This is a genomic window from Enterococcus durans NBRC 100479 = LMG 10746 (assembly GCF_001544215.1).
In the GTDB taxonomy this organism is placed as follows: domain Bacteria; phylum Bacillota; class Bacilli; order Lactobacillales; family Enterococcaceae; genus Enterococcus_B; species Enterococcus_B durans.
The window spans coordinates 1-24,867 of the sequence record NZ_BCQB01000021.1; the positions used below are offsets into that span (position 1 = coordinate 1).

The 24,867-nt window shown below is 38.4% G+C and carries 18 protein-coding genes and 1 pseudogene; 2 read left to right on the forward strand and 17 right to left on the reverse strand.

The window, feature by feature from the left end; translation table 11 throughout:
- Positions 1–440: 440 nt before the first annotated feature.
- From ED2_RS07535 to ED2_RS07550, 5 genes and pseudogenes are all read right to left on the reverse strand, one after another.
- Positions 441–2,372: a PTS fructose transporter subunit IIABC gene (locus tag ED2_RS07535; protein WP_016176501.1), complete on the reverse strand. Its 1,932-nt coding sequence runs from the start codon at positions 2,370–2,372 to the stop codon at positions 441–443.
- Between the two features lie 17 nt (positions 2,373–2,389).
- Positions 2,390–3,304 (reverse strand): 1-phosphofructokinase, encoded by a 915-nt coding sequence (pfkB, locus tag ED2_RS07540; RefSeq protein WP_016176500.1) that lies wholly within the window; start codon positions 3,302–3,304, stop codon positions 2,390–2,392.
- Positions 3,301–4,053 (reverse strand): DeoR/GlpR family DNA-binding transcription regulator, encoded by a 753-nt coding sequence (locus ED2_RS07545; RefSeq protein WP_016176499.1) that lies wholly within the window; start codon positions 4,051–4,053, stop codon positions 3,301–3,303. Before ED2_RS07545 ends, pfkB begins: the two co-directional genes overlap by 4 nt.
- Positions 4,054–4,318: 265 nt before the next feature.
- On the reverse strand, positions 4,319–4,501 hold the full coding sequence (locus ED2_RS16375) for a hypothetical protein (RefSeq protein ID WP_016176498.1): 183 nt from the start codon (positions 4,499–4,501) through the stop codon (positions 4,319–4,321).
- A 10-nt stretch (positions 4,502–4,511) separates the two neighbouring features.
- Positions 4,512–5,836, reverse strand: a pseudogene (locus ED2_RS07550) (hypothetical protein).
- Between the two features lie 140 nt (positions 5,837–5,976).
- Between ED2_RS07550 and ED2_RS15670 the strand changes: the two are divergent.
- On the forward strand, positions 5,977–6,126 hold the full coding sequence (locus ED2_RS15670) for an SPJ_0845 family protein (RefSeq protein ID WP_005879995.1): 150 nt from the start codon (positions 5,977–5,979) through the stop codon (positions 6,124–6,126).
- A 73-nt stretch (positions 6,127–6,199) separates the two neighbouring features.
- Here the strand turns inward: ED2_RS15670 and yihA are convergent, their stop codons facing one another.
- From yihA to ED2_RS07590, 7 genes are all read right to left on the reverse strand, one after another.
- On the reverse strand, positions 6,200–6,787 hold the full coding sequence (gene yihA, locus ED2_RS07560; protein ID WP_005879997.1) for a ribosome biogenesis GTP-binding protein YihA/YsxC: 588 nt from the start codon (positions 6,785–6,787) through the stop codon (positions 6,200–6,202).
- A gap of 169 nt (positions 6,788–6,956) precedes the next feature.
- The gene (gene clpX / locus ED2_RS07565; RefSeq protein WP_005879999.1) at positions 6,957–8,207 is read right to left on the reverse strand and encodes an ATP-dependent Clp protease ATP-binding subunit ClpX; all 1,251 of its coding nucleotides are present in this window, start codon (positions 8,205–8,207) and stop codon (positions 6,957–6,959) included.
- A gap of 186 nt (positions 8,208–8,393) precedes the next feature.
- Positions 8,394–9,680, reverse strand: coding sequence for a trigger factor (gene tig, locus ED2_RS07570; RefSeq protein WP_005880001.1), 1,287 nt, complete (start codon positions 9,678–9,680; stop codon positions 8,394–8,396).
- A gap of 139 nt (positions 9,681–9,819) precedes the next feature.
- A complete protein-coding gene (locus ED2_RS07575; RefSeq protein WP_016176495.1) occupies positions 9,820–10,767 on the reverse strand; it encodes a hypothetical protein in 948 nt (315 codons plus the stop codon).
- A gap of 91 nt (positions 10,768–10,858) precedes the next feature.
- The gene (locus ED2_RS07580) at positions 10,859–11,521 is read right to left on the reverse strand and encodes an RDD family protein (protein WP_005880005.1); all 663 of its coding nucleotides are present in this window, start codon (positions 11,519–11,521) and stop codon (positions 10,859–10,861) included.
- A gap of 2 nt (positions 11,522–11,523) precedes the next feature.
- Complete coding sequence (gene sppA / locus ED2_RS07585) at positions 11,524–12,552, reverse strand: signal peptide peptidase SppA (RefSeq protein WP_005880007.1); 1,029 nt, start codon at positions 12,550–12,552, stop codon at positions 11,524–11,526.
- A 12-nt stretch (positions 12,553–12,564) separates the two neighbouring features.
- Positions 12,565–12,855 (reverse strand): hypothetical protein, encoded by a 291-nt coding sequence (locus ED2_RS07590; RefSeq protein WP_005880009.1) that lies wholly within the window; start codon positions 12,853–12,855, stop codon positions 12,565–12,567.
- 394 nt (positions 12,856–13,249) lie between these two features.
- Here ED2_RS07590 and glmS point away from each other — a divergent pair, with 394 nt between their 5' ends.
- Positions 13,250–15,058, forward strand: coding sequence for a glutamine--fructose-6-phosphate transaminase (isomerizing) (glmS, locus tag ED2_RS07595; protein ID WP_016176494.1), 1,809 nt, complete (start codon positions 13,250–13,252; stop codon positions 15,056–15,058).
- A 180-nt stretch (positions 15,059–15,238) separates the two neighbouring features.
- Here glmS and ED2_RS07600 read toward each other — a convergent pair whose 3' ends face one another.
- The 5 genes from ED2_RS07600 to nifJ form a co-directional block, all read right to left on the reverse strand.
- On the reverse strand, positions 15,239–16,948 hold the full coding sequence (locus ED2_RS07600) for a fibronectin type III domain-containing protein (RefSeq protein ID WP_060789739.1): 1,710 nt from the start codon (positions 16,946–16,948) through the stop codon (positions 15,239–15,241).
- Between the two features lie 430 nt (positions 16,949–17,378).
- Positions 17,379–18,734: a phosphoglucosamine mutase gene (glmM, locus tag ED2_RS07605; protein WP_016176491.1), complete on the reverse strand. Its 1,356-nt coding sequence runs from the start codon at positions 18,732–18,734 to the stop codon at positions 17,379–17,381.
- Between the two features lie 23 nt (positions 18,735–18,757).
- Entirely contained in the window at positions 18,758–19,912 is a 1,155-nt protein-coding gene (locus ED2_RS07610; protein WP_005880017.1) for a CdaR family protein, read from the reverse strand.
- A complete protein-coding gene (gene cdaA, locus ED2_RS07615; protein ID WP_005880019.1) occupies positions 19,909–20,796 on the reverse strand; it encodes a diadenylate cyclase CdaA in 888 nt (295 codons plus the stop codon). The genes ED2_RS07610 and cdaA overlap by 4 nt, the downstream gene beginning before the upstream one ends.
- Positions 20,797–21,154: 358 nt before the next feature.
- Positions 21,155–24,820, reverse strand: coding sequence for a pyruvate:ferredoxin (flavodoxin) oxidoreductase (nifJ, locus tag ED2_RS07620; protein ID WP_016176490.1), 3,666 nt, complete (start codon positions 24,818–24,820; stop codon positions 21,155–21,157).
- Positions 24,821–24,867: the final 47 nt, after the last annotated feature.

The window sequence follows — 24,867 nt, forward strand, 5'->3', positions numbered from 1 at the left end:
ATAATTATATTTCCCACGAAAATGAATCGTTATTTTCTAATTGCTTTCATCTTTACTGGTTGCTTTCAATGTAAAGATTTCTCTTCTCAATCACTCTCATCAAATTATAACATTTATTCATTTTTTCAAACTAAAAGGAACGGTTTCGTTTTCTCCACTAAGTTTTATGTTCTTGTTTATTACAAAAAAATACCAAGATTCCAAATAGTATTTTCAGCTATATTTGTAGATACACTATGTATTCACGAAGATTTTCTCAGCAATATAAATAATTTTAAATTTTTCAAAATTGAGAAATCCATCATTATTGGCCAATGCGATTTATTAATTTTTGATTATAAATAAATGATACTATACACATTTTAAGCCGTCAAAGATTTGCACAAAAAAACTACTTGATTTCCTCAATAAAGGAAACCAAGTAGTTACTAGAACTGATCTTAAGCTTTTGCTAATTCGGGTGTTTTTCTCAATAGACCATAGATCACACCGGAAACAACTGCACCGATAGCAATAAATACAAGATACATGATTGGTTGACTTACTAGGAAAACAACGAAGATACCACCATGTGGTGCAAGTAATTTAATTCCCAATGCACCAACTAAGCCACCAGTTAGGGCTGAACCAATAATGAAACTTGGAATAGCACGAACAGGGTCAGCGGCTGCAAAAGGTATAGAACCTTCTGTAACAAAGGATAGCCCCATGATGATGTTTGTCAAACCAGCATCTTGATCTGTTTTGCTAAATTTATTTTTGAATAGACGTGTTGCTACGAAAATAGCTAATGGTGGAACCATACCACCTGCCATAACAGATGCCATGACTATACTTCCGCCAGTTGCAACAGTTGTAGCTAAAGTAGCTGTCCCAAATACATATGCTGCTTTATTGATTGGTCCACCAAGATCGGCTGCCATCATTCCAGCTAGCAAAGCACCAAGTAGTGCGGCATTTGAACCACTCATGCCAGTCAAAAAGCTATTCAATGCATCATTGATCGCCTTCATAGGGACATTGACCAGCAACATCAAGAATCCGGTAATCAATAAACCAAAGACTGGGTAAAATAGGATCGTTTTAATCCCATCCAATGATTTTGGCAAATTCTTGAATACTTTACGTAAGAACACGATCACATAACCTGCGATGAAACCACCGATCAATGCACCTAAGAATCCTGCACCACCAGTATTTGCTAAAGCACCAGCTGCAAAACCAACAACTAATCCAGGACGATCACCAATACTTGAAGCAATGAATCCCGCTAAGACTGGTAACATGAAGCCAAATGCAGCTTGTCCGATTTGATTGAACCAACTAGCAAGTTGGTTATAATTTCCTAAGTGTGCCAATTGATCGTGAGGAACACCCATGAATTGGTCGATCATAAAGGAAAGAGCGATGGCGATCCCGCCACCAATAACAAACGGTAACATATGAGAAACACCATTCATCAAATCTTTATAGATTCTTTGACCAACTGTACCATCAGCATTTCCTTCATCTGCTGCACCATCTTTTCCTTCTCCATGGAAAACTGGGGCAGTGTCATTCGTTGCCAATTGGATCAATTCTTCTGGCTTGCGGATACCATCGCTGACTGGTCGATTGACTAATTTTTTCCCATCGAAACGATCCATTTCAACTTTTTTATCTGCAGCAACGATGACCCCATCTGCTCGAGCGATATCTTCTGCTGTCAAACGATTCTTGATCCCTTCAGAACCATTTGTTTCAACTTTGATATCAACGCCCATTTCTTTTGCTTTTTTCTTAAGCGAATCTTCTGCCATATACGTATGAGCGATTCCTGTTGGGCAAGCAGTTACAGCAACGATATATTTCTTTTTAGGATCTAAACTTTTTTCTGTTGCTTGTGCTTCCTTTTCAGCTTTTTCTTCTGCTTCTTTTTGTTCTTCTGCTGTTTGGAATAATTCTTGAACAGCTTCTGGTGTTTCCACCTGTTTTAATTTTCCGACAAAATCTGGGTCGATCAAAAGTCGGGATAATGCTGCTAATGCTTGTAAATGAGTATCATTTGCCCCTTCTGGTGCAGCAATCATGAAAAACAAATATGTTGGTTGACCATCTAATGATTCATAGTCAACACCTTTTTTGCTTTTGGCAAATAAAACTGTTGCTTCTTTGACAGCTGCATTTTTTGCGTGAGGCATTGCAATACCGTCACCTAAACCAGTTGATGTTTGTGCTTCACGTGCTAAAATACCGTCTTTGTAGGTTTTAATATCTGAAATACGACCTGCTTCATACATTTTTTGGACCATTTCATCAATTGCGCCTTTTTTATCAGTCGCTTGTAGGTCCATGATCATTGCATCTTTGATCATTAAGTCTTTAATATTCATGATAACCCTCCTAGAAATCAATCAATTTTTGTAATTTCAACTTCTGGTATTAATTCATCGATCAATGCCTTTGTTGCTAAATCATCAGAGAATGCTGTAGCACTTCCACATGCAACTCCCCATTTGAATGATTCAACTGGATCTTGATCTTTGCTGTAAGATCCAATAAAACCAGCAATCATTGAATCTCCTGCTCCTACCGAATTTTTCAACGGACGTACTAAGACATTCGACTGATACGCACCATCTTTTGTGAAGAGTAAAGCACCATCACCGGCCATAGAGATCAATACGTTTTGAGCACCTTCTTCAAGTAATTTTTTACCATATGGAAGGATATCCTCGATACTCTTGAATTCTGTGTGATATAGTTCAGCTAATTCATGATTGTTCGGCTTGATCAGTAATGGTCTTTTCGCTAAAGCATCTTTAAGATCATCACCTGTTGTATCAATCACAAATTCTGCTTCTTTTCCACGGATAATCTCAATTAATTCTTGGTAAAATCCGTTTCTTAAACTTGCTGGTGTGCTACCTGACAAAACAACGATATCGCCTTTTTTAACGTTATTCATCACTTGTTTTAAATCTTCAATTTCTTTTTCAGAAAGAACTGGTCCTAATCCATTGATCTCCGTTTCAGTATCCGATTTCAATTTGATATTGATTCGTGTATCAGATTGGACGTTGGTAAAGGCTGTATTGATTTGCTCTTCCTTTAACCATTCAGAAATAAAATTGCCGGTAAATCCACCTAAAAATCCAAGAGCGGTCGATTCCGTGTCCATCCTTTTCAAGATCCTTGATACGTTGATACCTTTCCCACCAGGTAGTTTGAAGTCTTCTTTCATTCGATTCAAATCACCTAGTTTCAATCCATCAACTTTTACAATAAAATCAATTGACGGGTTCAATGTTACTGTGTAAATCATTGTATAGCCTCCTTAATTGTTGTCCGTTCACGATATTGTTCCGCATATTCTGATGGACAACACTCGGTTACGATCGTAGCTGCTTCTAAAGGTGCGACAAAAGTGAAACTTAATTGATTGAATTTCGATTGATCGACTAAGACAAAACTTTCTTCTGAATGTGCCATCGCTAGACGTTTTACCGCAGCTTCTTCTGGGTCAGGCGTCGTAAAACCACGCTCAACATGGACACCATTCATCCCCATGAACGCTTTATTGAAATGAAAGTCTTTTAATTGCTCGATCACGCTAGAGCCTAATACTGCATTCGTTGATAACTTGATAATGCCTCCTAGAATGATCGTAGGAAGTTGTAAGTCAACTAGACTTGCAGCATGTTTGACTGAATTGGTGACAATAGTAATTTTTTTTCCCTGTAGATAAGGAATCATTTCCAATGTCGTTGAACCAGCATCCAAGTAGATCACGTCTTCATCATTGATCAATTCCGCCGCGATTTGGGCAATTTTATGTTTTTCGTGAACGTTTTTGAGCGTTTTTTCGCTCATTGCTTGTTCAAAGCCTAAAAGCTGTCCTTTTTTTGCACCACCATGGATACGTTCAAGAAGTCCATCGTTTTCTAAGTCCTGTAAATCGCGTCTGATTGTTGATTCAGAAGCATTTAGAAGGTTTACTAGATCCTGTGACTTCACGATCTTATGTCGATCCAATAAATGAAGTATTTTCTGTCTTCGTTCCTCTGTAAGCATTTCCACGATCACCTCATGACAAATAGTAGCACATTGTTTTTATAAATTCAATACAAAACATTCAAAAACATTCAAAAATATTCTCTTACAACCATTAACGAATCATTTCATTCAAAATTCACCCTATATATCAAAAAAAGTGATAAATGACAGAACCTTGAATACGTCCACGTAAGTTCAAATACCACAGGTTTTTGTGTGCTTCGACGTTCTGTTATTTATCACTTATTTAACTATCACTTTCGGTCAACCAGCTGGTTAGCGATTAGACCTTTTCCTTTTGTTTACTTATTTTAGTTTTATGAAGGGTATAATAATAAAAGCCCAGTCCGGTAAGCATGACTAAAAATCCCAAAATTGAACGTATCGGTATTCTAGGAATCAAAAAAATGAGTAAAGCAAGTAATGCTGTAGGTAGCATGATGCGATAGTATAAACGTTTATCCATTTTTTTCACCTCAACTTTTTTGCGCTGTCGCTAACTGTTCTAACTTAGGATAATCTAAGATCTCTACTCTCAAATGATGGATATCTTTCTTTACGTCAAAAGCCAATCTACCTCTTCGTTTTTTAAATCTTTTGAACTTGATATCGGATAATTCCTCACGTATCTCATCCAGAGGCACTTTTTTTAAAATATCACTTGGGACATAAAGCCGCAAAATCAACAGGTATTCTTGATACTTTTCATCCTCTACCGCTACTTCCAAGTACTCTCGGATATAATAACAATAAGCTTGAATACCGTTATCTAGTGTAATGCTCGGATCGATTACTTTATAAGACATCATTTGCGCACGTTGCTCATCCACCCAAGGGAAGTAAGCTTGAGTATTCAATGCACCTTTTATCCTCTTTTCTTTATATTCATCTTTTTCAAAATTATAATTTCTAGTAACAAAAAAGGTAGCTTTCTTCTTGGGGGCAGGCTGCATCATTCTGTTTTGATATTGAACAGATTGAACACTTTTGTCTGTATAGGCATATTCTATAAAAGGAGTTTTTAATAGTCCTACGCCATTGTCCCACGCTAAGTGATCAAATCCCAACTGATCGCGATAGTAAGCTTGAAATTGCTGATTGACTTCAGCTTTCCAATTGAAGGGGTCGCGATAAAGCTGTACAGCAACTACCTGACTCTCATACTCTTTGACCCATTCCACTTGTTGCACATCCAAGAAGATTTGTTTGGGAATCACACGATAATAGTAGGAACTGTAGTACATTTCCCAGCAAGAAGTAAAACACAACCCTTGGTAAGATAGGTCATATCCAGAAAATTGATTACAATCAACGATGATTTCTCCATCTGCCCGTTTGATTTTTTGTAATAGACGAATCTCTTCTTTCGTTTCAATGAGCAAACGTTCATCTATATCTGTGGTATTGTTGTACACGAATTCATCGTAAGGTCTTAAGTAAGCAAAAACACCATGCTGAAACATCTTTGTTCTGATATAATCTCGTATGACAGCAGCATGCTTATCCATCAGTTGCTTTTGAAAAATATTTTTCATCACTATTTCTTTCCCGTCAAAGTGAATGCTGAATTCATTTCCGTCATTTCCTATGATGAACCAGCCAAATCCAGCGGACCCTCCTGAAGTAACACTTGATGGAATCTCTTCAATTCGAATGGTCTCATTCCTTGATGAGAAGATTGGAAATAGGACGGCGTAATCAACAATCGAATAAACGCAAGCCAATCCTCAATTTGATTTTTCTTCTCAAATTGATTCAATTCGGTCAGTTGGATCGTCATTAATAATTTATTCTCTTCCATACCTTTATCACCTCTTTCAAATTATTTTATAATTAAATTATAACCAAATATAAGAAAAAACTAAAATTTAAAGTCTTGACTGCATTTACAAATATTCCATGGTAGAATGAAACTATAAATTCTCAAACGAGGTGGACAAAATGGGCTTAAAATTTGAACGCACCGATAATCTTGATAAATTATTCGAATCATTTGCGGTTGATCCAGAAAAAACAGTTGCTTCTAAGGAAGAAATCGATCGCTTCTTAAAACCAAAAGATGATTTAAAAAAAGACAAGAAAAAGAAATAAAAAAAGACTTGTAGTAAATTTGAATTTCTCCAATCATTGGAGTATCAAATCACTACAAGTCTTTTTAACTTTTTTATTCTGCAATTGCCGCTTCAATAGCCTGCCACGCTTCTTCTTTTCCTTGCTTCGTTACAGAAGAAAACAAAATAAATTGATCGTTATGATCAAAATCAAGTGCTTTCTTTATTTCACTTTCGTGCTTATTCCATTTTCCTCTAGGGATTTTATCTGCTTTTGTAGCTACTATGATAACTGGAATATCATAGTACTTCAAAAATTCGTACATTTGGATATCTTCTTGTGAAGGTCTGTGGCGTAAATCAACTAACGAGACAACTGCACGCAATTGCTGCCTAGTTGTGATATAGGTTTCGATCATCTTCCCCCATTTTGCACGTTCTGTTTTTGATACTTTCGCATACCCATAACCTGGAACGTCAACAAAGTGCAACGCATTTTCAATCAAGTAAAAATTCAGTGTTTGTGTCTTACCAGGCTTGCCTGAAGTACGTGCCAAATTTTTGCGATCAATCAATGTATTGATAAATGATGACTTTCCCACATTTGATCTTCCTGCCAAAGCAATTTCAGGTAGATCTGTTTCTGGATATTGTTTTGGCGCGACCGCGCTGATCACGATATCCGCTTGATGTACTTTCATAACTCTTCTCTCCTTAAACACTACTAACCCTCAGTCAAACTGGTGGTATCATTCGATGCTTGACTAACAGATTTTTTAAACTGCCTTTTGCTTTTTCCATTTGTTCCTTCGATACTAAAGAAAGAGCTGCCGCAAAAGCGATAAACGACTTTCGCAACAGCCTAAAGTTTTAGCCAGCTTTTTTCTCAGAATCTTTGTAGACAATCGTTGGCTCACCAGTAAGTTCAGCAGCTTCTTTTGTGATGATCACTTTTTCGATTGCTTCATTTGATGGAATATCAAACATCACATCCATCATGATTTCTTCGATGATCGAACGCAAGCCGCGCGCACCGGTATTTCTGTCGATTGCTTTTTTCGCAATTGCTTCTAGTGCATCTGGTTCAAATTCCAACTCAGTATCGTCTAAGGATAGCAATTTTTGATATTGTTTGACTAATGCATTTTTTGGTTCAGTCAAGATGCGAACAAGATCGGCAGCTGTTAGTTTTTCCAGAGCCGCCATTACTGGTAAGCGTCCGATGAATTCAGGAATCAGCCCAAACTTCAGCAAATCTTCTGGAATGATGTGTTGCATCACACTTTCATCCTCTGATAATTTCTGATTGTTCGTACCAAATCCGATCGTTTTTTCACCCATACGATTTTTGACGATTGTCTCGATACCATCGAAAGCACCACCTACGATGAATAATACATTCGTAGTATCGATCTGGATGAATTCTTGATGAGGATGTTTACGTCCTCCTTGAGGTGGAACGCTCGCTACTGTACCTTCAAGAATTTTTAGTAAAGCTTGTTGTACTCCTTCACCCGAAACATCACGAGTGATTGAGACATTTTCACTTTTACGCGCGATTTTATCGATTTCATCAATGTAGATGATCCCTTTTTCCGCACGCTCAACGTTATAATCAGCTGATTGCAATAACTTCAATAAGATATTTTCTACATCTTCTCCGACATAACCCGCTTCTGTTAGACTTGTAGCATCCGCAATCGCAAAAGGAACATTCAATGTCTTCGCTAACGTTTGTGCTAAAAATGTTTTCCCTGATCCAGTAGGACCGATCAAACAGATATTACTCTTTTGTAGTTCTACTTCGTCAGCATCATCTTGCGCTTGTTGGTTGACGCGTTTGTAATGATTGTACACAGCTACAGCTAATGATCGTTTTGCACGATCTTGACCAATCACATAACTATTTAAGACATCTAAAATTTCTGCTGGTTTCGGCACTTCTGTAAACTCGCGTACAGCTTCTTCATAAAATTCTTCATCAATGATTTCTTTACATAGGTCGATACATTCATTACAGATGTAGACCCCTGGACCTGCTACGATTTTTTTTACTTCTTCTTGTGTCTTTCCGCAAAAAGAACAACGTACGGTCTCGTTACCACTTGGATTATCATACATGGTCTTCACCCCTTAACTCGCACTTGAACATGCAAGAAACTATCACAGACTTTACAGTCTTTTACTATCATAACATAATTTAAATAAAAGCAAAAGTACAAAACAATCTACATAATCCCTAAGAAAGGGAAAAAGAGACAGGCTATGATCATAGCCTGTCTACTTTCGATTTTCATCTAGCAAAAATTATTCTGCTTCAGTTGCTGTACCAGTGATCAAATCGATTGCTTTTTTCATTGTTACATCGTGTTCTAACATATCATCTGTCAATACACGTTTGATTTGGTCGATTGGCATGTTGTAAGAATCAGCCAATTCTTGGATTTCTGCATTGATTTCTTCTTCAGTTGCTTCTAAGTTTTCAGCTTTAGCGATTGCTTCGATCACAAGGTTTGTTTTTGTACGAGTTTCCGCTTCACCTTCAAATTGTTTATGCAAGTCTTCTTCAGTAGAACCAGTTAATTGATAGTACATTTCTGGTGAGATTCCTTGACGTTGCATATTGTTCAAGAATTCGTCCATTGAACGGTGTACTTCATCGTGGACCATTACGTGTGGAAGGTCAACGATTTCTGCATTTTCAACAGCTAAACGGATAGCAGCTTCGTCTTTTGCATCATCTGCTGCTTTTTCTTTTGCTTCAGTTAATTCTTTAAGATATTTTTCTTTTAATTCAGCCAATGTAGATACTTCATCATCCACATCTTTTGCAAATTCATCGTCTAATTCAGGAACTTCTTTTGATTTTACTTCATGAACAGTCACTTTGAAGACTGCTTCTTTTCCAGCTAGATCTTCTGCTTGATAATCTTCTGGGAATGTCACAGTTACATCTAGGCTTTCTCCTGATTTTTTACCAACAAGTTGTTCTTCAAATCCAGGAATGAATGAGCCAGAACCTAATTCAAGTGAGTAGTTTTCACCTTTTCCACCGTCAAAAGCTTCGCCATCAACGAAACCTTCAAAATCGATCACTACTGTATCGCCATCTTCTGCTGCAGCGTCTTCTTTGATCACTAATTCAGCTTGTGCTTCTTGTTCGCGTTTGATACGTTCTTCAAGGTCTGCTTCTGTTACTTCACGGTCTTGTTTTTCAACGACTAAGTCTTTATATTGACCTAATTTCACTTCAGGTTTCACTGTTACTTCAGCAGTGATCACCCAGTCTTGGCCTTTTTCCATACTTTCAACATCAATTTGAGGTTGAGATACAGGGTCAATTCCAGCTTCTTTAACAGCAGCTTCATAAGCTTCTGGTAAAACAGCATTCAATGCATCTTCATAAAGTGCTTCTTCACCATACATACGATTAAATACTTGACGAGAAACTTTTCCTTTACGGAATCCTGGTACATTCAAGTTTCCTTTAACTTTATTAAACGCAGTTGTTAGTCCTTTTTGGATTTCATCTTGCGCAATCGTAAATTTTAAAACACCATCATTTGTGCCTTTTTTTTCAAATGTTGCAGTCATTTAATTCCCTCCGAGTTTAGAAATTCATTTTATACATCAAAAACGTTTCATGCATACCTTTAAATAGTACACTAACCCTCTCAAATTGTAAACATATTGAGTGACTAGAATCCCCGTTTTTCATGACTTTTTTATCTTTTTAGTATCTGATCCCCTCTTGTAAGATCATCATTTCTTTCAAAATATCCGCTCTTTTATTCATGAATTCTGCTATTTCTACTTCTGTGTAGTCCGCAGGTAGGTCGTTGCGGTATACTGCTACAGTTAAGTTGAACCAGCTGTTGGGATCATTGATATATGTATCATAGATCGGATAAACGAGCGCAGATTGCATAGCAAACTCTTCTTTCAAAACTGTGCTTAAAAATGCGTCTTGGTTCTCAAATTCTTCTGCTAATCGACGAAGCTCTTGATAAGCAGGCTGGTTTTCTGGCATAGGCAGTGACTTAGGAATGAATTGGACTAATGTTTCGTCGATTGTCAAATACGAAATAGGATGACACTCTTTCACTTGGGTCAGTGATTCGAGCATCTTCGCTCTCGCCAATAACTGGACTTCAGGCATAATGATCAATTTTGTTACTACCTGAACAAATTCATGGTAGGGTAACTCTTCGATTTTTTTGATCATCAATAACTGTTCAGCCGGTGCCATTGTAGGTAATAACTCTGCCAAACGGTGGATTTCTCGAATATTTTGCCGTTCCATTTGGCTGGAAAATTGCTCCGCTTGTTGGACTTTATTGATAATAGACTGTTCAAATTCTTCTGGGAAAGTACAACTTGCAATCAATTTGCGGACATACAAAAAATCATTGTTTGCGATCAATAGATCAAAATAAAATCCAGCAAATTCTTCGCTTGCCAGATATTCACTTTCATGAAGCACTGCTTGACTCAACGCTTCTTGTTTTTCATCAAGTTCAAATAGACAAAAGACTAGCAGACTATTTGCCTCAAATTTAGGTTCTAGGTCATATGCCCGTAACAATAGTTCTTTCGCCTGTGTGTACCGGTGGTCTGCTAAGGCTTGTTGCGCAATACGCATCAGATTTTCATATTTATCTGGAAAATCAATTTGGTCCACTTCTTCCCCCTCCTTTCAGTTCATCGCTTCCAATAGTAGCAAATAAAAAAAATCATGACAATATTTTTTGTATTATCATGATTTTTTTATGTTATGCATTCACTTCTTGGTTGAAAGCCTTGATCAAATTGATCGTTACAACACTCGTATTTGAGAAGTAATCACCAATATGCTGTTTTTTCTTGCTAAAGATAACTGGCAGATAACCTATAAACAACAATGGAAATTTTAGTATGAATCGGCATGCACCTTCTCTAACCAAAACAGTCGACCAACTTAATTCTGTCTCGTCAAAACCAACTACACGAATGCCAAAAATCATTTTGCCGATCGTTTGTCCATGGTTCAGTTTCGTCAATAAAACAAAATAAGCTAAATAAATGACCAATGCCGCTCCACCATAGAAACTTAGGTAAGAATCCGCATAATCGATCCAACCAAGATTCAAAGCGATACCTAACGTCAATCGAGTAATTGAACCTATACATAACAAATCAATCAAAAAGGCACCAAGCCTTACCCAAAACCCAGCATAAAAATACTTTGGGAAATCATTGACTTTTGGAACTTCTGGTCGTTCTTTTGTATACCTTTGCCAATTTTTCTGTTTCGTCTCAATTTCACTTTCCGTCAAAGGACGTTCTTTAAAAGATTGGAGAACTTTTTGAGAGAAATTAGGATCAGGTCCAACTGCTGGACGGTCATGATGCTCTTGCTCAGCTTTTGTTTGGTCCTCTTCTAAATGTTCAGACATTCTTACTCACCTCCGTAATAATACATTGCTTTTGGTGATTCCGCTGTCCCAAGATTTTCAAGAAGTGTCAAGATCTGATTGGTTTCTGAAGCTTTTAATCCTTGGAATTGAGCTAATTTAGAACCTAGCCACGTATTAGCAAAACCAGTAGAACTAGCGGAATATTCAACTAACTGTGCATTTTCTAGTTTTTGTTCTTTACGCATTGCTTTTAGTGCATCCTCTGGATAAGCAATCTCATCGACTAAACCAATTTCTTTCGCTTGTGCCCCATCATAGATACGGCCGTCAGCAATCTGTTTCACTTCAGATTCTGTTTTGTGTCTTCCTTCGCTGACTACCTTCACAAACCGATTATAAGCACTATTGATGTACGCTTGAAGTACTTCTTGGTCTTCTTTCGTTGGTGGTCTAGTACTTGACCCCATATCTTTGAGCGCACCACTCTTCACAGTCGTATCTTCCACTCCGAGCTTTTCCAATAAGCCTGAATAATTCAAACCAGACATGATTACTCCAATCGATCCAGTAACCGTTTCGTCTGTTGCAAATATTTTGTCTGCTTGCGCAGAGATGTAATAGCCACCACTGGCTGCTGTGTTTTTCATACTCACATACATCGGGATTTTTCGATCTGTACGAATATCTTTCAATGTCTTAGCAATTTCGGCGCTTTCATAAACGCCGCCTCCTGGAGAATTCACTTCTAAAAAGATTCCCTTTACACTCTTGTCTTCTTGAATTGCTTTTAATTGTTCCATAAAGTTTTCATGGTTGTATCCTTCTGATGCAAACAGTCCCGATGAACCACCACTGGCTATCGTGCCATCAACAGTCAGTTTCACGATTTTTTCTGTACTATCCCCATCTTCAAGCACAGTTGGAGTCAATTCATCACTTCCATAAAGCAGACTATTCAAGCCAGTCATTTGTGTTTCTTCTTTCTCTTTCGTAGTTAAACTTGACGAGACTAACGAGATGACCAACAACCCAGCAGCAATCAAAACGGCGATCCAACGCTTTTTATTCATACGACTTCTCTCCTAATATAAATTTTTGATGACGATCACTTTTTCTTTTTTCTCTTCAGCATTCATTTTCTCTGCTTTTTCTTCTAATGCATAACCAATAAATTTTTCTTTTGTAAATTCATCTTCTACTGCAAAACGTTGTGCATCCTCCACTGCTAACGCGTCAGGAGAGATTTCTTGGATACTATCCCAACCTGTATCCAAAAATATTTTCGTTTCATCAGTGATCTCACTTGTTTTTTCAAGTTCGGCTAAACGTTGTTTCAACTGACCCAATGTCATGATTTCTATTTGCGCTTCCATTTTGCTCCTCCTTTTGTTTCTTAAATATTATTGTACCGAACTATTCAAAAAGATGATAGCTAAAATTAGGAATTTTACCAGTTACGCCGACCATATATATACCAATTATATTTTTTTGCTTATCCATTGACAAAACCAACATAAAAAAGTTATTATTTTAGATGTTTCCAGAAAAAATATTAAAAGGTGGTACGAATAGACCATTAACGGAATAGCGCCTGATCTGTAGCGACAGATGACGAGGAAGAGGTTTATCGAAATTTCGGCGGGTGACCTCAGGGAATGCACTCTATAGGATATTCAAAAAAACTATCTGTGAGGATAGAACAAAGGAATATTCATGCAGCTGGAAACTTTCTTAATGAGATTATTATAGAAAGTAGGATGTTTTTTTATGTGTGGAATTGTTGGAATGATAGGTTTAGAAAATGTAACTCCTGGTTTGATCAACGGACTTGAAAAATTAGAATACCGTGGCTACGATTCAGCTGGTATCTTTATTGCAAATGATGAAGCAGATTACTTGATCAAGGCGCAGGGCAGAATCCAAAATCTAAAGGATAAATTAACAGATGAAATGATCGGCTCCATCGGTATTGGCCATACAAGATGGGCAACTCACGGTGAACCGACTGAAGAAAATGCACATCCGCATACTTCACAAACAGGTCGTTTCGTTCTTGTCCATAACGGTGTGATCGAAAATTTTGAAGAAATAAAAACAAATTATTTAGCAAACGATACTTTTGTTGGAGAAACAGATACAGAGATCGTTGCTCATTTGATCGAATTTTTCGCAGATCAAGGATGGCCTACAAAAGTAGCATTCACTAAAGCATTACAATTGATCAAAGGTTCTTATGCTTTTGCATTGATAGACAGAACTCTTCCTAACACGATCTTCGTAGCAAAAAATAAAAGCCCTTTATTGATTGGCTTAGGGGATGGGTTCAATGTAGTTGCTAGCGACGCAATGGCAATGCTTTCTTATACTAGAGAGTTCATCGAAATCGAAGATGGTGAAGTAGTCATCGTAACAAAAGACGATATATCTATCCAAACAATTGACGGTATTTCTGTGGATCGCCCTTCTTTCGAGGCACAGATCGATGCAACAGACATCGAAAAAGGCACATATCCTTACTATATGCTGAAAGAAATCGATGAACAGCCCATCGTGATGAGAAAAATTATCCAAGCATATACGAACCAACAGCATCAAATTGTGATGGATGAAAAAATGTTAGCTACCGCGAAAGAAAGTGATCGGATTTTCATCGTAGCTTGCGGAACGAGCTATCATGCGGGCCTAGCAGGTAAGCCAATACTCGAAAAATTGACGAATATTCCTGTAGAAGTCCACTTAGCTAGTGAATTTGGTTATTCGATGCCTTTACTTTCAGAAAAACCATTTTTTGTTTTCTTAAGTCAAAGTGGTGAAACAGCTGACAGTCGTCAGGTTTTAGTTAAAATCAATCAACTAGGACATCCTACATTGACGATCACAAACGTTCCAGGTTCAACTTTATCAAGAGAAGCTTCTTTCACTCTTCTATTACATGCGGGACCTGAAATCGCTGTTGCATCAACCAAAGCCTATACAGCACAAATTGCTGTACTTGCACTGTTGGCGAAGGGCATTGGTGAAACAAAACAATTAACAAATGCACAAACATTCGATATTAGCCATGAACTTGGTATTGTAGCAAATGCCATGGAAGAGATCATCACACAAAAAGATGAACTGCATCAACTTGCTGCAGAGTATTTGACAGATACTCGAAATGCGTTTTATATCGGACGCGGAGCTGATTACGCTGTTTCACTGGAAGCTGCTTTGAAATTAAAGGAAATCAGCTATATCCAAGCGGAAGGATTTGCAGCCGGTGAATTAAAACACGGAACGATCGCTTTGATCGAAGAAGGAACACCAGTGATTGGGATCATTAGCGAGGCGGTTACTGGATCACATACAAGAGGTAATTTGAGAGAAGTAGAAAGCCGTGGAGCGAAAACATTAGTGATTGCGGCAAAGGGACTGGAAACGGAACAAGACCAACTCGTTCTTCCTGTGGTCCATCCATTATTGACACCATTGGCTACAGTTATCCCTACTCAATTAATTGCCTATTATGCCACACTTCTAAGAGGATTAGACGTCGATAAACCACGTAATCTCGCAAAATCAGTAACAGTAGAATGACAAAAAACAGTCGAGGCAGAAGTATTTCACTCCGAACATCAGGACGGATTCACAGAAATCACTTTTCGATATTTTGTGAATTGTGACTTATTTTCTCAACAACATGCTTCTGCCTTACTGTTTATGTGTATACAGATTCTGAGACAAAAAGTATTACTTGCTTTTGTACCAGAATCTTTTTTATTTTCTCCGTTTTCTTATATAAAACAAACACAAACTAATTACTGTTATACCCACGCCACTCATCTTTACAAGTGCGTTCTTTTGTGTACCGGTCATTGGCAATTTTTTAACACTATCTTTAGTCAATATTTTACTGATTTTTTGTATTGCCTCTGCAGTTAGATTAAGTGAATGATCTACGGGGCGATTCTTCTCTTGATTTATCATCCCCGTTTGTTCTTTCTCCATTTTGTTATCAGAAGCATCTACTGTTGAGTTGCCTATATTCTCTTTTTGTGGAGGTTGAGGCACGCTTGGAGAAGGTTTTTCTTCTTTCGGTTTTTCTTCTTTCGGCTTTTCTTCTACTATTGGAGGAAGGGTTGTTCCTTTGGTCGTGATGAGCAACGCTTTAGATGCCACCGATACATTTCCAGCATGATCACAGGCGGTTATTGTATAATAATATTTTGTTTTTTCAGATAAATTCGTATCTGTATAGGATAAGGTATCGCCTGGAAGACTACCGACCAAAATACTATTTCGATACACTTGGTAACTTCTAATGCCACTCTCATCACTGGAAGCTTCCCAAAGTAAGGTCACTTTATTTTCTGTCACGACTGTCGCCCTTACATTCATCGGTGTCGTAGGCGGCTTGTGATCAACGATTCCCTTCGTTCTTACATTGATTCTATTGCTTACTTCTGACTGGTTCCCTGCTGCGTCAAAAGCCCGTACCTCATATGTATATTCAGCGTCTTCCGTCAACCCAGTATCAGTAAACTGTTCTCCTTGAACCTCTTGGACCAACTGTTTATCCCGATAAACACGATAGCCGGCTACACCGATATTATCTGTGGATGCCCCCCACGACAAACTCACCGTATCTGTTGTCACATTCTCCACTTTTAGATTCAGAGGAATCGTAGGCGCCTCATCATCCACTGATACACTTGTTCGTGCAAAGACTTCATTGCTTGCTTCTGACTGATTCCCTGCTATGTCAAAAGCCCGTACCTCATATGTATATTCAGTGTCTTCCGTCAACCCAGTATCAGTAAACTGTTCTCCTTGAACCTCTTGGACCAACTGTTTATCCCGATAAACACGATAGCCGGCTACACCGATATTATCTGTGGATGCCCCCCACGACAAACTCACCGTATCAGAAGTAACACTTTCCACCAGTAAGTTTTGTGGAATCGATGGACTCTCCAGATCCAACCAAGCGGCTTGAATATTATCAAATTTAGCTTCACCATTGCCACTCGAAGCAAAGCGGATGACATAAGTATTCTCATCTGTTGGTGTTGTAAAAATAAATTCATGTTGTTTCCAAGCAATGTTATAATGCTTTTCTTCCTTCAGTGAATGGTATCCTTGGTCATGATTCAACGTGCCAAACTCGACAATCGCTGGAAAAACAGGATCACCAATCACGTAATACGCAAATCGATACGTAGAATTTGGTTTTAACTGAACATATTGGAGGATATTTTCACCATTCGTTGCTTTTACATATTGATTGCCGTTACTATCCACTACCAGAGATGGGTTGTTTTCTCCAGGACTTGAAACGATCCAATCTTTCAATCCTTCATTGAATTCTCCATTCTTGATGATCACCTCTTCAACTGATCCTTGTGTAGAAACGGCGACTGCTACAAAAGGTTTTATAAAAAGAAGTAGCATTGCAAATAAAGGCAGGTATTTCCTTATAGATTTCATCTTATCACTTTCCTTTCTGAGGGTATTATCGCTGTTAGTTTAATACATCTAGTGTTTTGGGAGACACTATTTTTCTTACATAAAGAAAATAAAGTTGGCACATAACAGTTGGCTGCATTAGAACACAGTACTTTGGAAATTCTCCTATCCAACTAACTTTTCTATAACCTGGAAAGATGATCTAAAGAAATCGTGTAGGATTTGACTTGTATGATTGGTTTTTGTGTCTCCTGGTGTTTTTAAGAAAGAGCGGTCATTTTCAGTCTATCTCCTTTTTTGTACTACTCGTCCAACAAAAAAAGCAATCAACCTCAAAATTTGTTTTCCAAATTTAAAGATTGATTGCTTTTTTATTTTAAAGCGATTCATTGACACCTTGGATAAAATCATTGATGTCGACTTATCACAAGAAAAATCACGTGACCAGATATTAGTCTAATCCAATTTCTTCTCTTACAACTGCTGCGATTTTATCCACGTAATAATCAACTTTTTCATGGGTTGGTGCTTCAGCCATTACACGTAATAACGGTTCTGTTCCAGAAGGACGAACTAAAATTCTTCCTTCACCACCCATTTCTGCTTCTGCCTCTTCGATAACTGCTTTGATTGCAGGTACTTCCATTGCACCATTTTTGTTGCTGACACGGATATTTACTAATTTTTGCGGATAGATCGTTACTTCTGCCGCAAGTTCAGATAGTTTTTTACCTGTTTGCTTCATGATATTCAATAATTGGATTCCAGATAACATACCGTCTCCAGTAGTATTGAAATCTAAGAAAATCATGTGCCCAGATTGTTCCCCACCAAAATTGTAGTCATTCTTGCGCATTTCTTCTACTACATAGCGATCTCCTACTTGCGTGATCACATCTTTTAAGCCGATACTTTCCACTGCTTTATGGAAGCCTAGATTACTCATGACCGTAGTAACGATCGTATCTTTCTTCAAACGATTCTTTTCAGAAAGATATTTCGCACAGATGAACATGATTTTATCGCCATCAACGATATTTCCTAGTTCATCAACTGCAATGATACGGTCGCCATCACCATCGAAAGCTAAACCAGCATCTGCACCTTTTTCCACAACCATTTCTGCCAATTTTTCTGGATGTGTCGAACCAACTCCATCATTGATGTTCAACCCATTTGGATTTGTTCCCATCGTATAGAAATCTGTTTCCAAATCTGCAAACAAGCGATTAACAGATGTTGAAGTCGCACCATTTGCAGCATCGACACAAATAGTCAATCCAGAAAGATCTCCATTGATCGTTTGTACTAGGAATTGAGAATATTTCAACAGACCTTCTGGAAATTCTTCTACTGTACCAAGCCCTTCAGCAGAAGGTCGTGGTAATTCGTCTACTTCTGCATCTAATAAAGCCTCAATCTCTAATTCTTGATCATCTACTAATTTAAATCCATCTGCACCGAAAAATTTGATTCCATTATCTTGCGCTGGATTATGAGAAGCAGAAATCATTACTCCGGCACTGGCTTTTTGTAATCTTGTTAAATAAGCGACTCCTGGAGTTGAGATCACGCCAAGTTGGAATACTTCAATACCAACAGATAATAATCCGGATATCAATGCTTCCTCTAACATCTGGCCTGAAATTCTTGTGTCACGTCCGACCAATACACGCGGACGTTTTCCGTCTGTCTCATGCTGACTCAAGACATAACCGCCACATCTACCTAATTTAAACGCTAATTCTGGTGTCAGTTCTTTGTTTGCCTCGCCACGGACACCATCCGTTCCAAAATATTTACCCATAATTGTAAATTTGCTCCTTTAACTTAATTTTCCGATGAATTCGTTTGACTCATTTGAGTACTGCTACTTGTTGATTCACTCGAAACGCTACTTTCAGAGCCTTGACTAGACTCCGATTGTTGTGATGAAGACGATGTCTTCGAATTCGTCGTTGAAAAACTTGTATTTGTATTGTTCTCTTTTTCAGAACCTTGACTTCGATTGGTTGAAGAACTGCTATCAGATGAAGCTAAAATCGGTGTGATTTCAACACTCACTGACTTTGGTGAAATACTTAACCCTCGTTCAACCGGGATATCGATGTTTCTTGTTGTCCGATGAGTGATACCTGAGACATCGATTGGTACCGGAATACTGTCGCCAATCAATGCAAGCTGTTCATTCGAACCAGTGATCACTGCATCTAGTTCTGAAAATTTAAAATCGTAACTCTTAACACCTGAACCTGGTGTGCCTTGTTGTGTTCCATATAGACGCACCGATTTTTTCGGTTTGATTGCATCTGCGGTCACTTTTACCTGAACAGGATCTGACACGATACTCAACGCCTCCCCTGCCTGATTCAACGCTTGAACAGGTACTTCACTATTGATACCTTCATCTTTGATCATGGAAGGATCAACAACAGCTACTACTTGGTGGATCTCAGATAGTGTTTTATCTCCTGTCGTGATCGTCACTTCATCTGGATAAACCTTGGTTTTATCCAATTCATAACCAGATGGTGTAGATCCAGATGGCACGACAGTTTCTACATCAAACGTTTTCGTCACTTTCTTTTCAATTGTAACGGTGATCGTTTCAGGTTGCAACCTCGATGTAACAGCACTGCTTAGGTTACGTACTTTCAATGATACTTCATGTGTGCCTTCACCAACATTCGTTAGATCAGCAGTAACTCTAAATGTTCGTGTATCTGCATTTGACTCTGCATTCAATTGCACACGGTTAGCACTACTAAGCTTTACAGTAGCTGTATTCTCATAGCCGTGGATATAGTATTTATCCGTATCATATAATAGTTGAATCGGCACATTCGAAACAGTTTGACTATACGACTCGTTTCCAGATAGCGTACTCTGAACTGTCTGTCCGTTGGCATTAAAGTAAAGAACGATACTGAACAGTAATGCCACGAAGCCATACAATAGACTGGTACGTCTCTCCTTTGAGATCATTTCCGATCCCCTCCCTTAGTCATTGCGTCCAAGAAAGATTGAATCCCATTTTTTTTGTTTTTAGGTTTTTCCTCAACAATCAACTGTTTTCGTAATATTGTGAGGTATTCTTCTTGTGATAATCCAGGAATCAATTGATTATCTAATGTGATACTGACGTCTCCTGTTTCTTCAGAGACAACGATTGTTATAGCATCGCTGACCTCACTGATACCGACAGCAGCTCGGTGACGGGTTCCGAATTCTTTCGGAATCAACATACTTTCAGATAAAGGCAGATACGCACTTGCTACTGCGATCTTCCCATTCTTAACAATGACCGCTCCATCATGCAACGGTGTATTCGGGATGAAGATATTGATAAGGAGTTCTCCAGTAATATCTGCATCAAGCGCTATCCCTGTTTCAATATATTCATCTAAACCCGTATGGCGTTCAATTGTGATCAAGGCGCCAATCTTACGTTTAGACATATATTGGATTGCTTTGTCGAAGGATAAAATCATTTTTTCATCTTCTTGCTGCTCGCTTTTTGATTGTTTGAAAAGCGAACTTCGACCGAGATGTTCCAAGCCACGTCGTATTTCTGGCTGAAAAATAACGATTGCTGCGATCACACCATAAGTGATGACTTGATTCATCAACCATGATAGAGTGTGCAGACCAATCAACTCAGCCACGATCCGAATGACAATGAAAATAGCCACCCCTTTTAGCAATTGGATTGCTTTCGTCCCTCTTAGTAGTTGGATCAGTTTATAGACCAAATACCATACTACCAAAATATCCAGTATGTTCACCAAAAAATTCAGAGAAAACAAGTCACCGGAAAACATTTGTTGCCAATAATCTAAGTTAAAAAGTTCTCCGATTTGAAATGACATAAAAAGCCTCTCTTCTCTTTTGAGATTTCTTCTTAAGTATATCATATGTTTGTATATCTGAGGCTTTTATGCCTGAATTTTTCCATTTTCACGACAATTTTTTCAAGAAAATTACATAGTTTTATTTTTTCAAAAAGACAAGGATGAGTTAAAAGTAAAAATCACTTTTAACTCATCCTCTAGATCCGAATAATCAATGGAAACAGAAACCAGCTTTTCGAAAATAAAGTTCAGTTATCCTAAATCAAAAAATAACTTTCGTAAATCAATTTTTAGCTCTTGGTTTCCTATTTTTTCCCTCAAGCTTATCATTTATAAAAATTCTTAAATCTATTTCTCTGAAACGAGGCACTAGTGTCTATTTTCTACGTGCGGCACGTTCTGCTCTTCTTGCCGCTCTTCTTGCTTCGGCTTCTGGATCACTTTTTTTCTCTCTTTTTTCTCTTACAGGCTTTTCGAGCGTTTCCTTTTCTTCAGCAGGTTCTATTTTTGCTTTGATTTTATCCAATTGACCTGCTAATGAAGCATAGTTGTAGAAGCGTGTCTTTGCATCATGAACTGTTTTTTCAAATAATTTTTCTGCTAATTGCGGATGCGCATTTTCCAATAATGAAAAACGTACTTGCTTACGCATAAAATCAGGCATTGTTGAAAAATCAGGTTTTTTGTAATCTAAAGTCATTGGTACTTTGTTCTTTTCGATTAATTCTGGATTGTATCGATATAGTGACCAATATCCAGAAGAAACGGCCTCTTTTGCTTCTTTGATTGATTCTTTCATTCCACCAAATAGACCGTGTGTGATACATGGTGTATAGGCGATGATCAATGAAGGTCCAGGGAATTTTTCTGCCTCTTCGAACGCTTTGATTGTTTGCATTTGATTTGCTCCAGAAGCGATTTGGGCAACGTAGACATTGCCATACGTCATCGCCATCATCCCTAAATCCTTTTTCGAAGCATATTTCCCGCTCGCAGCAAATTTTGCGATAGCTGATGCTGGTGTTGCTTTAGACACTTGTCCTCCTGTATTAGAATAAACTTCATTATCCAACACGAGAATATTGACGTCTGCACCACTTGCTAATACATGATCGATCCCACCGAAACCAATGTCATAGGCCCAACCATCGCCACCAATCATCCATTGGCTATTTTTCACAAAAATGTCTTTTTCTTTTAGAATTGCCCGCAATTCTGGAACGTCCACAACTTCTGATTCGATCGCTGCTTGAAGTTTTGCAGCTCTTTGTTGTGTGCCTTCACTATCGAATAAATGATCTAACCAATCCTCCATCAATGCCCGCAACTCTTGTGAAACTTTCGGCAACAATTCGCTCATTGCTTTTGCTAAAGCTTCGCGACGCGTTTGAGCCGCTAGCAACATACCATAGCCAAACTCAGCATTGTCTTCTAGTAAAGAATTTGACCATGCTGGGCCTTGACCACATTCATTCGTTGTATATGGAGAAGCTGGTGAAGCTCCACCCCAGATTGAAGAACACCCTGTTGCATTCGCGATCATCATCCGATCCCCAAACATTTGTGTCAATAATTTGACGTAAGGTGTTTCTCCGCAACCTGAACAAGCTCCTGAAAATTCAAGCAATGGTTTATTGAACTGCGTAGATAACACTGAATTTTTACCCTTTACTGGATTTTCTTTTTGTTTCAAGGTCATAGCAAATGCCCAATTGACAGCTTGTTCTTTTTGTTCTTCATAAGGTTTCATCACTAATGCTTTTCCTTTTGCTGGACAAGCTTCTACGCATAATCCACAACCTGTACAGTCTTCTACGGAAACTTGGATACGGTATTTTAGTCCATCTGGCCCTCTCATATCCCGTACAATAAATCCTTCAGGTGCCTCAGTCATTTCCTCATCATCTGCCAAGAATGGGCGAATGGCTGCATGAGGACAAACAAAAGCACATTCATTACACATTGTGCAACGATCACTGATCCACTCAGGCACTTCTAACGCAACACCACGTTTTTCAACTTTCGCCGTCCCTAAAGGCATTTCACCGGTTGTCATCTGGTTTTCGACCAAAGTCCCAACGGATAAACTATTTCCTTCTTGTGCATTGATTGGTTCAAGCACTTCTTGGACATACTGTGATTGATACTGATTTGTTTTCACTGGAATCTCTAATGTTCGCCAGTGTTCAGGCACTTCCACTTTGTGAAGCAATTCCACTGTACGATCGATTGCCTGCACGTTTTTTTCAACGATCTTCATTGATTTATGTCCATAGCTTTTTAGTGTTTCTTCTTTTAAGAGTGGCATCACTTCCTCAAACGGAATGATGTTCGCTAATTTGAAAAAGGCTGTTTCCATCGCCGTGTTGATTCGACGACCTAAACCTACTTCTTGTGCTAGTTGCATCGCATTGATCGTATAAAACTGTATGTCATTTTCTGCCAAATATTTTTTTAAACGGATAGGCAGGTGGTTCTCCAACTGTTTTTCTGTCCATAACGTATTAAGTAAGAACGTTCCGCCTTTTTTCAAACCTTTTACTAAATCATAACTGTGTAGATACGCTGGGGTATGACACGCAACAAAGTCCGCATGTTCAACCAAGTAAGTCGAGCAAATAGGTGTGTCCCCAAAACGCAAGTGCGAAACAGTTAACCCACCAGATTTCTTAGAGTCATAGTAAAAGTATCCTTGTGCATATTTATCTGTATGGTCACCAATAATCTTGATTGCTGATTTATTCGCACCTACTGTACCATCTGAACCAAATCCCCAAAATTTTGCCTGATACGTGTTGGGATTCGTTAAATCTAACGTAGGTCTTTTTTCAAGTGATTGATAGGTTACATCATCAACGATCCCGATCGTGAACCGTTTCTTCATATCTCTTTTTTCTTTTTGCAGTTCATCATAAACGCTGATGATCTGATCTGGTGTGACGTCTTTTGAGCCCAGACCATAGCGACCACCAATCACTTTAGGGCGGATATCCGCATCATAAAGTGCGCTTTGCACATCTAACAATAGCGGTTCACCACCAGCGCCTGGTTCCTTGCTTCGATCTAACACAGCGATAGCTTTCGTTGACTCCGGTAATTTTTCCAATAGATTCTCAATAGGGAATGGGCGATACAAGTGGATATTCAAAAAGCCGACTTTACGACCATTTTTATTCAAATAATCGACTGTTTGTTCTATCGTCTGCGCTACTGAACCCATCGAAACGATCACTTCTTCTGCCTCAGGATCACCATGGTAAGTCACGAGGTCATATGCTGTTCCACGTAATTCATTGATTTTTTGCATATATTTTTGAACAATACTTGGCAATCGATCATAATAAGCATTGATTGTTTCCCTTTGTTGGAAGTGGATATCTGGATTTTGGTTGGTTCCACTGACCGTTGGATGATTTGGATTCATCCCTCTTTCTCGAAATGAAGCGAGTTTTTCTTGATTTATCAATGGTGCCAATTCTTCATATTCCAATATTTCGATTTTTTGGATCTCATGACTTGTTCGGAAACCATCAAAGAAATTCACAAAGGGCAGTTCCGCCTCAAGAGAAGCGAGGTGAGCTACTGGAGCTAGATCCATCACTTCTTGCACACTACTTTCTGAAAGCATAGCAAAACCTGTTTGACGTGCGGCCATGACATCTCCATGGTCCCCAAAGATGTTCAGTGCGTTTGTCGTGACTGCTCGGCTAGCTACGTGAAACACGCTAGGAAGCAACTCACCTGCGATTTTGTACATATTAGGGATCATTAAAAGTAACCCTTGTGAAGCTGTATAGGTAGTTGTTAAAGCACCAGTTTTCAAGGAACCATGAACGACACCTGCCGCTCCTGCTTCTGATTGCATCTCTACTACTTTGACCGGCTGCCCAAATATATTTTTCTTTCCACTTGCTGACCATTGATCGACTAGTTCAGCCATCGTGGAGCTAGGTGTAATTGGATAAATGGCTGCTAATTCCGTAAACGCATAAGAGATATATGCGGCAGCGGTATTCCCATCCATTGTTTTCATCTTTCGCATTTTTTCATCATCCTTGTTCAAATTCTCTTAAATATCTGTTCCATTAT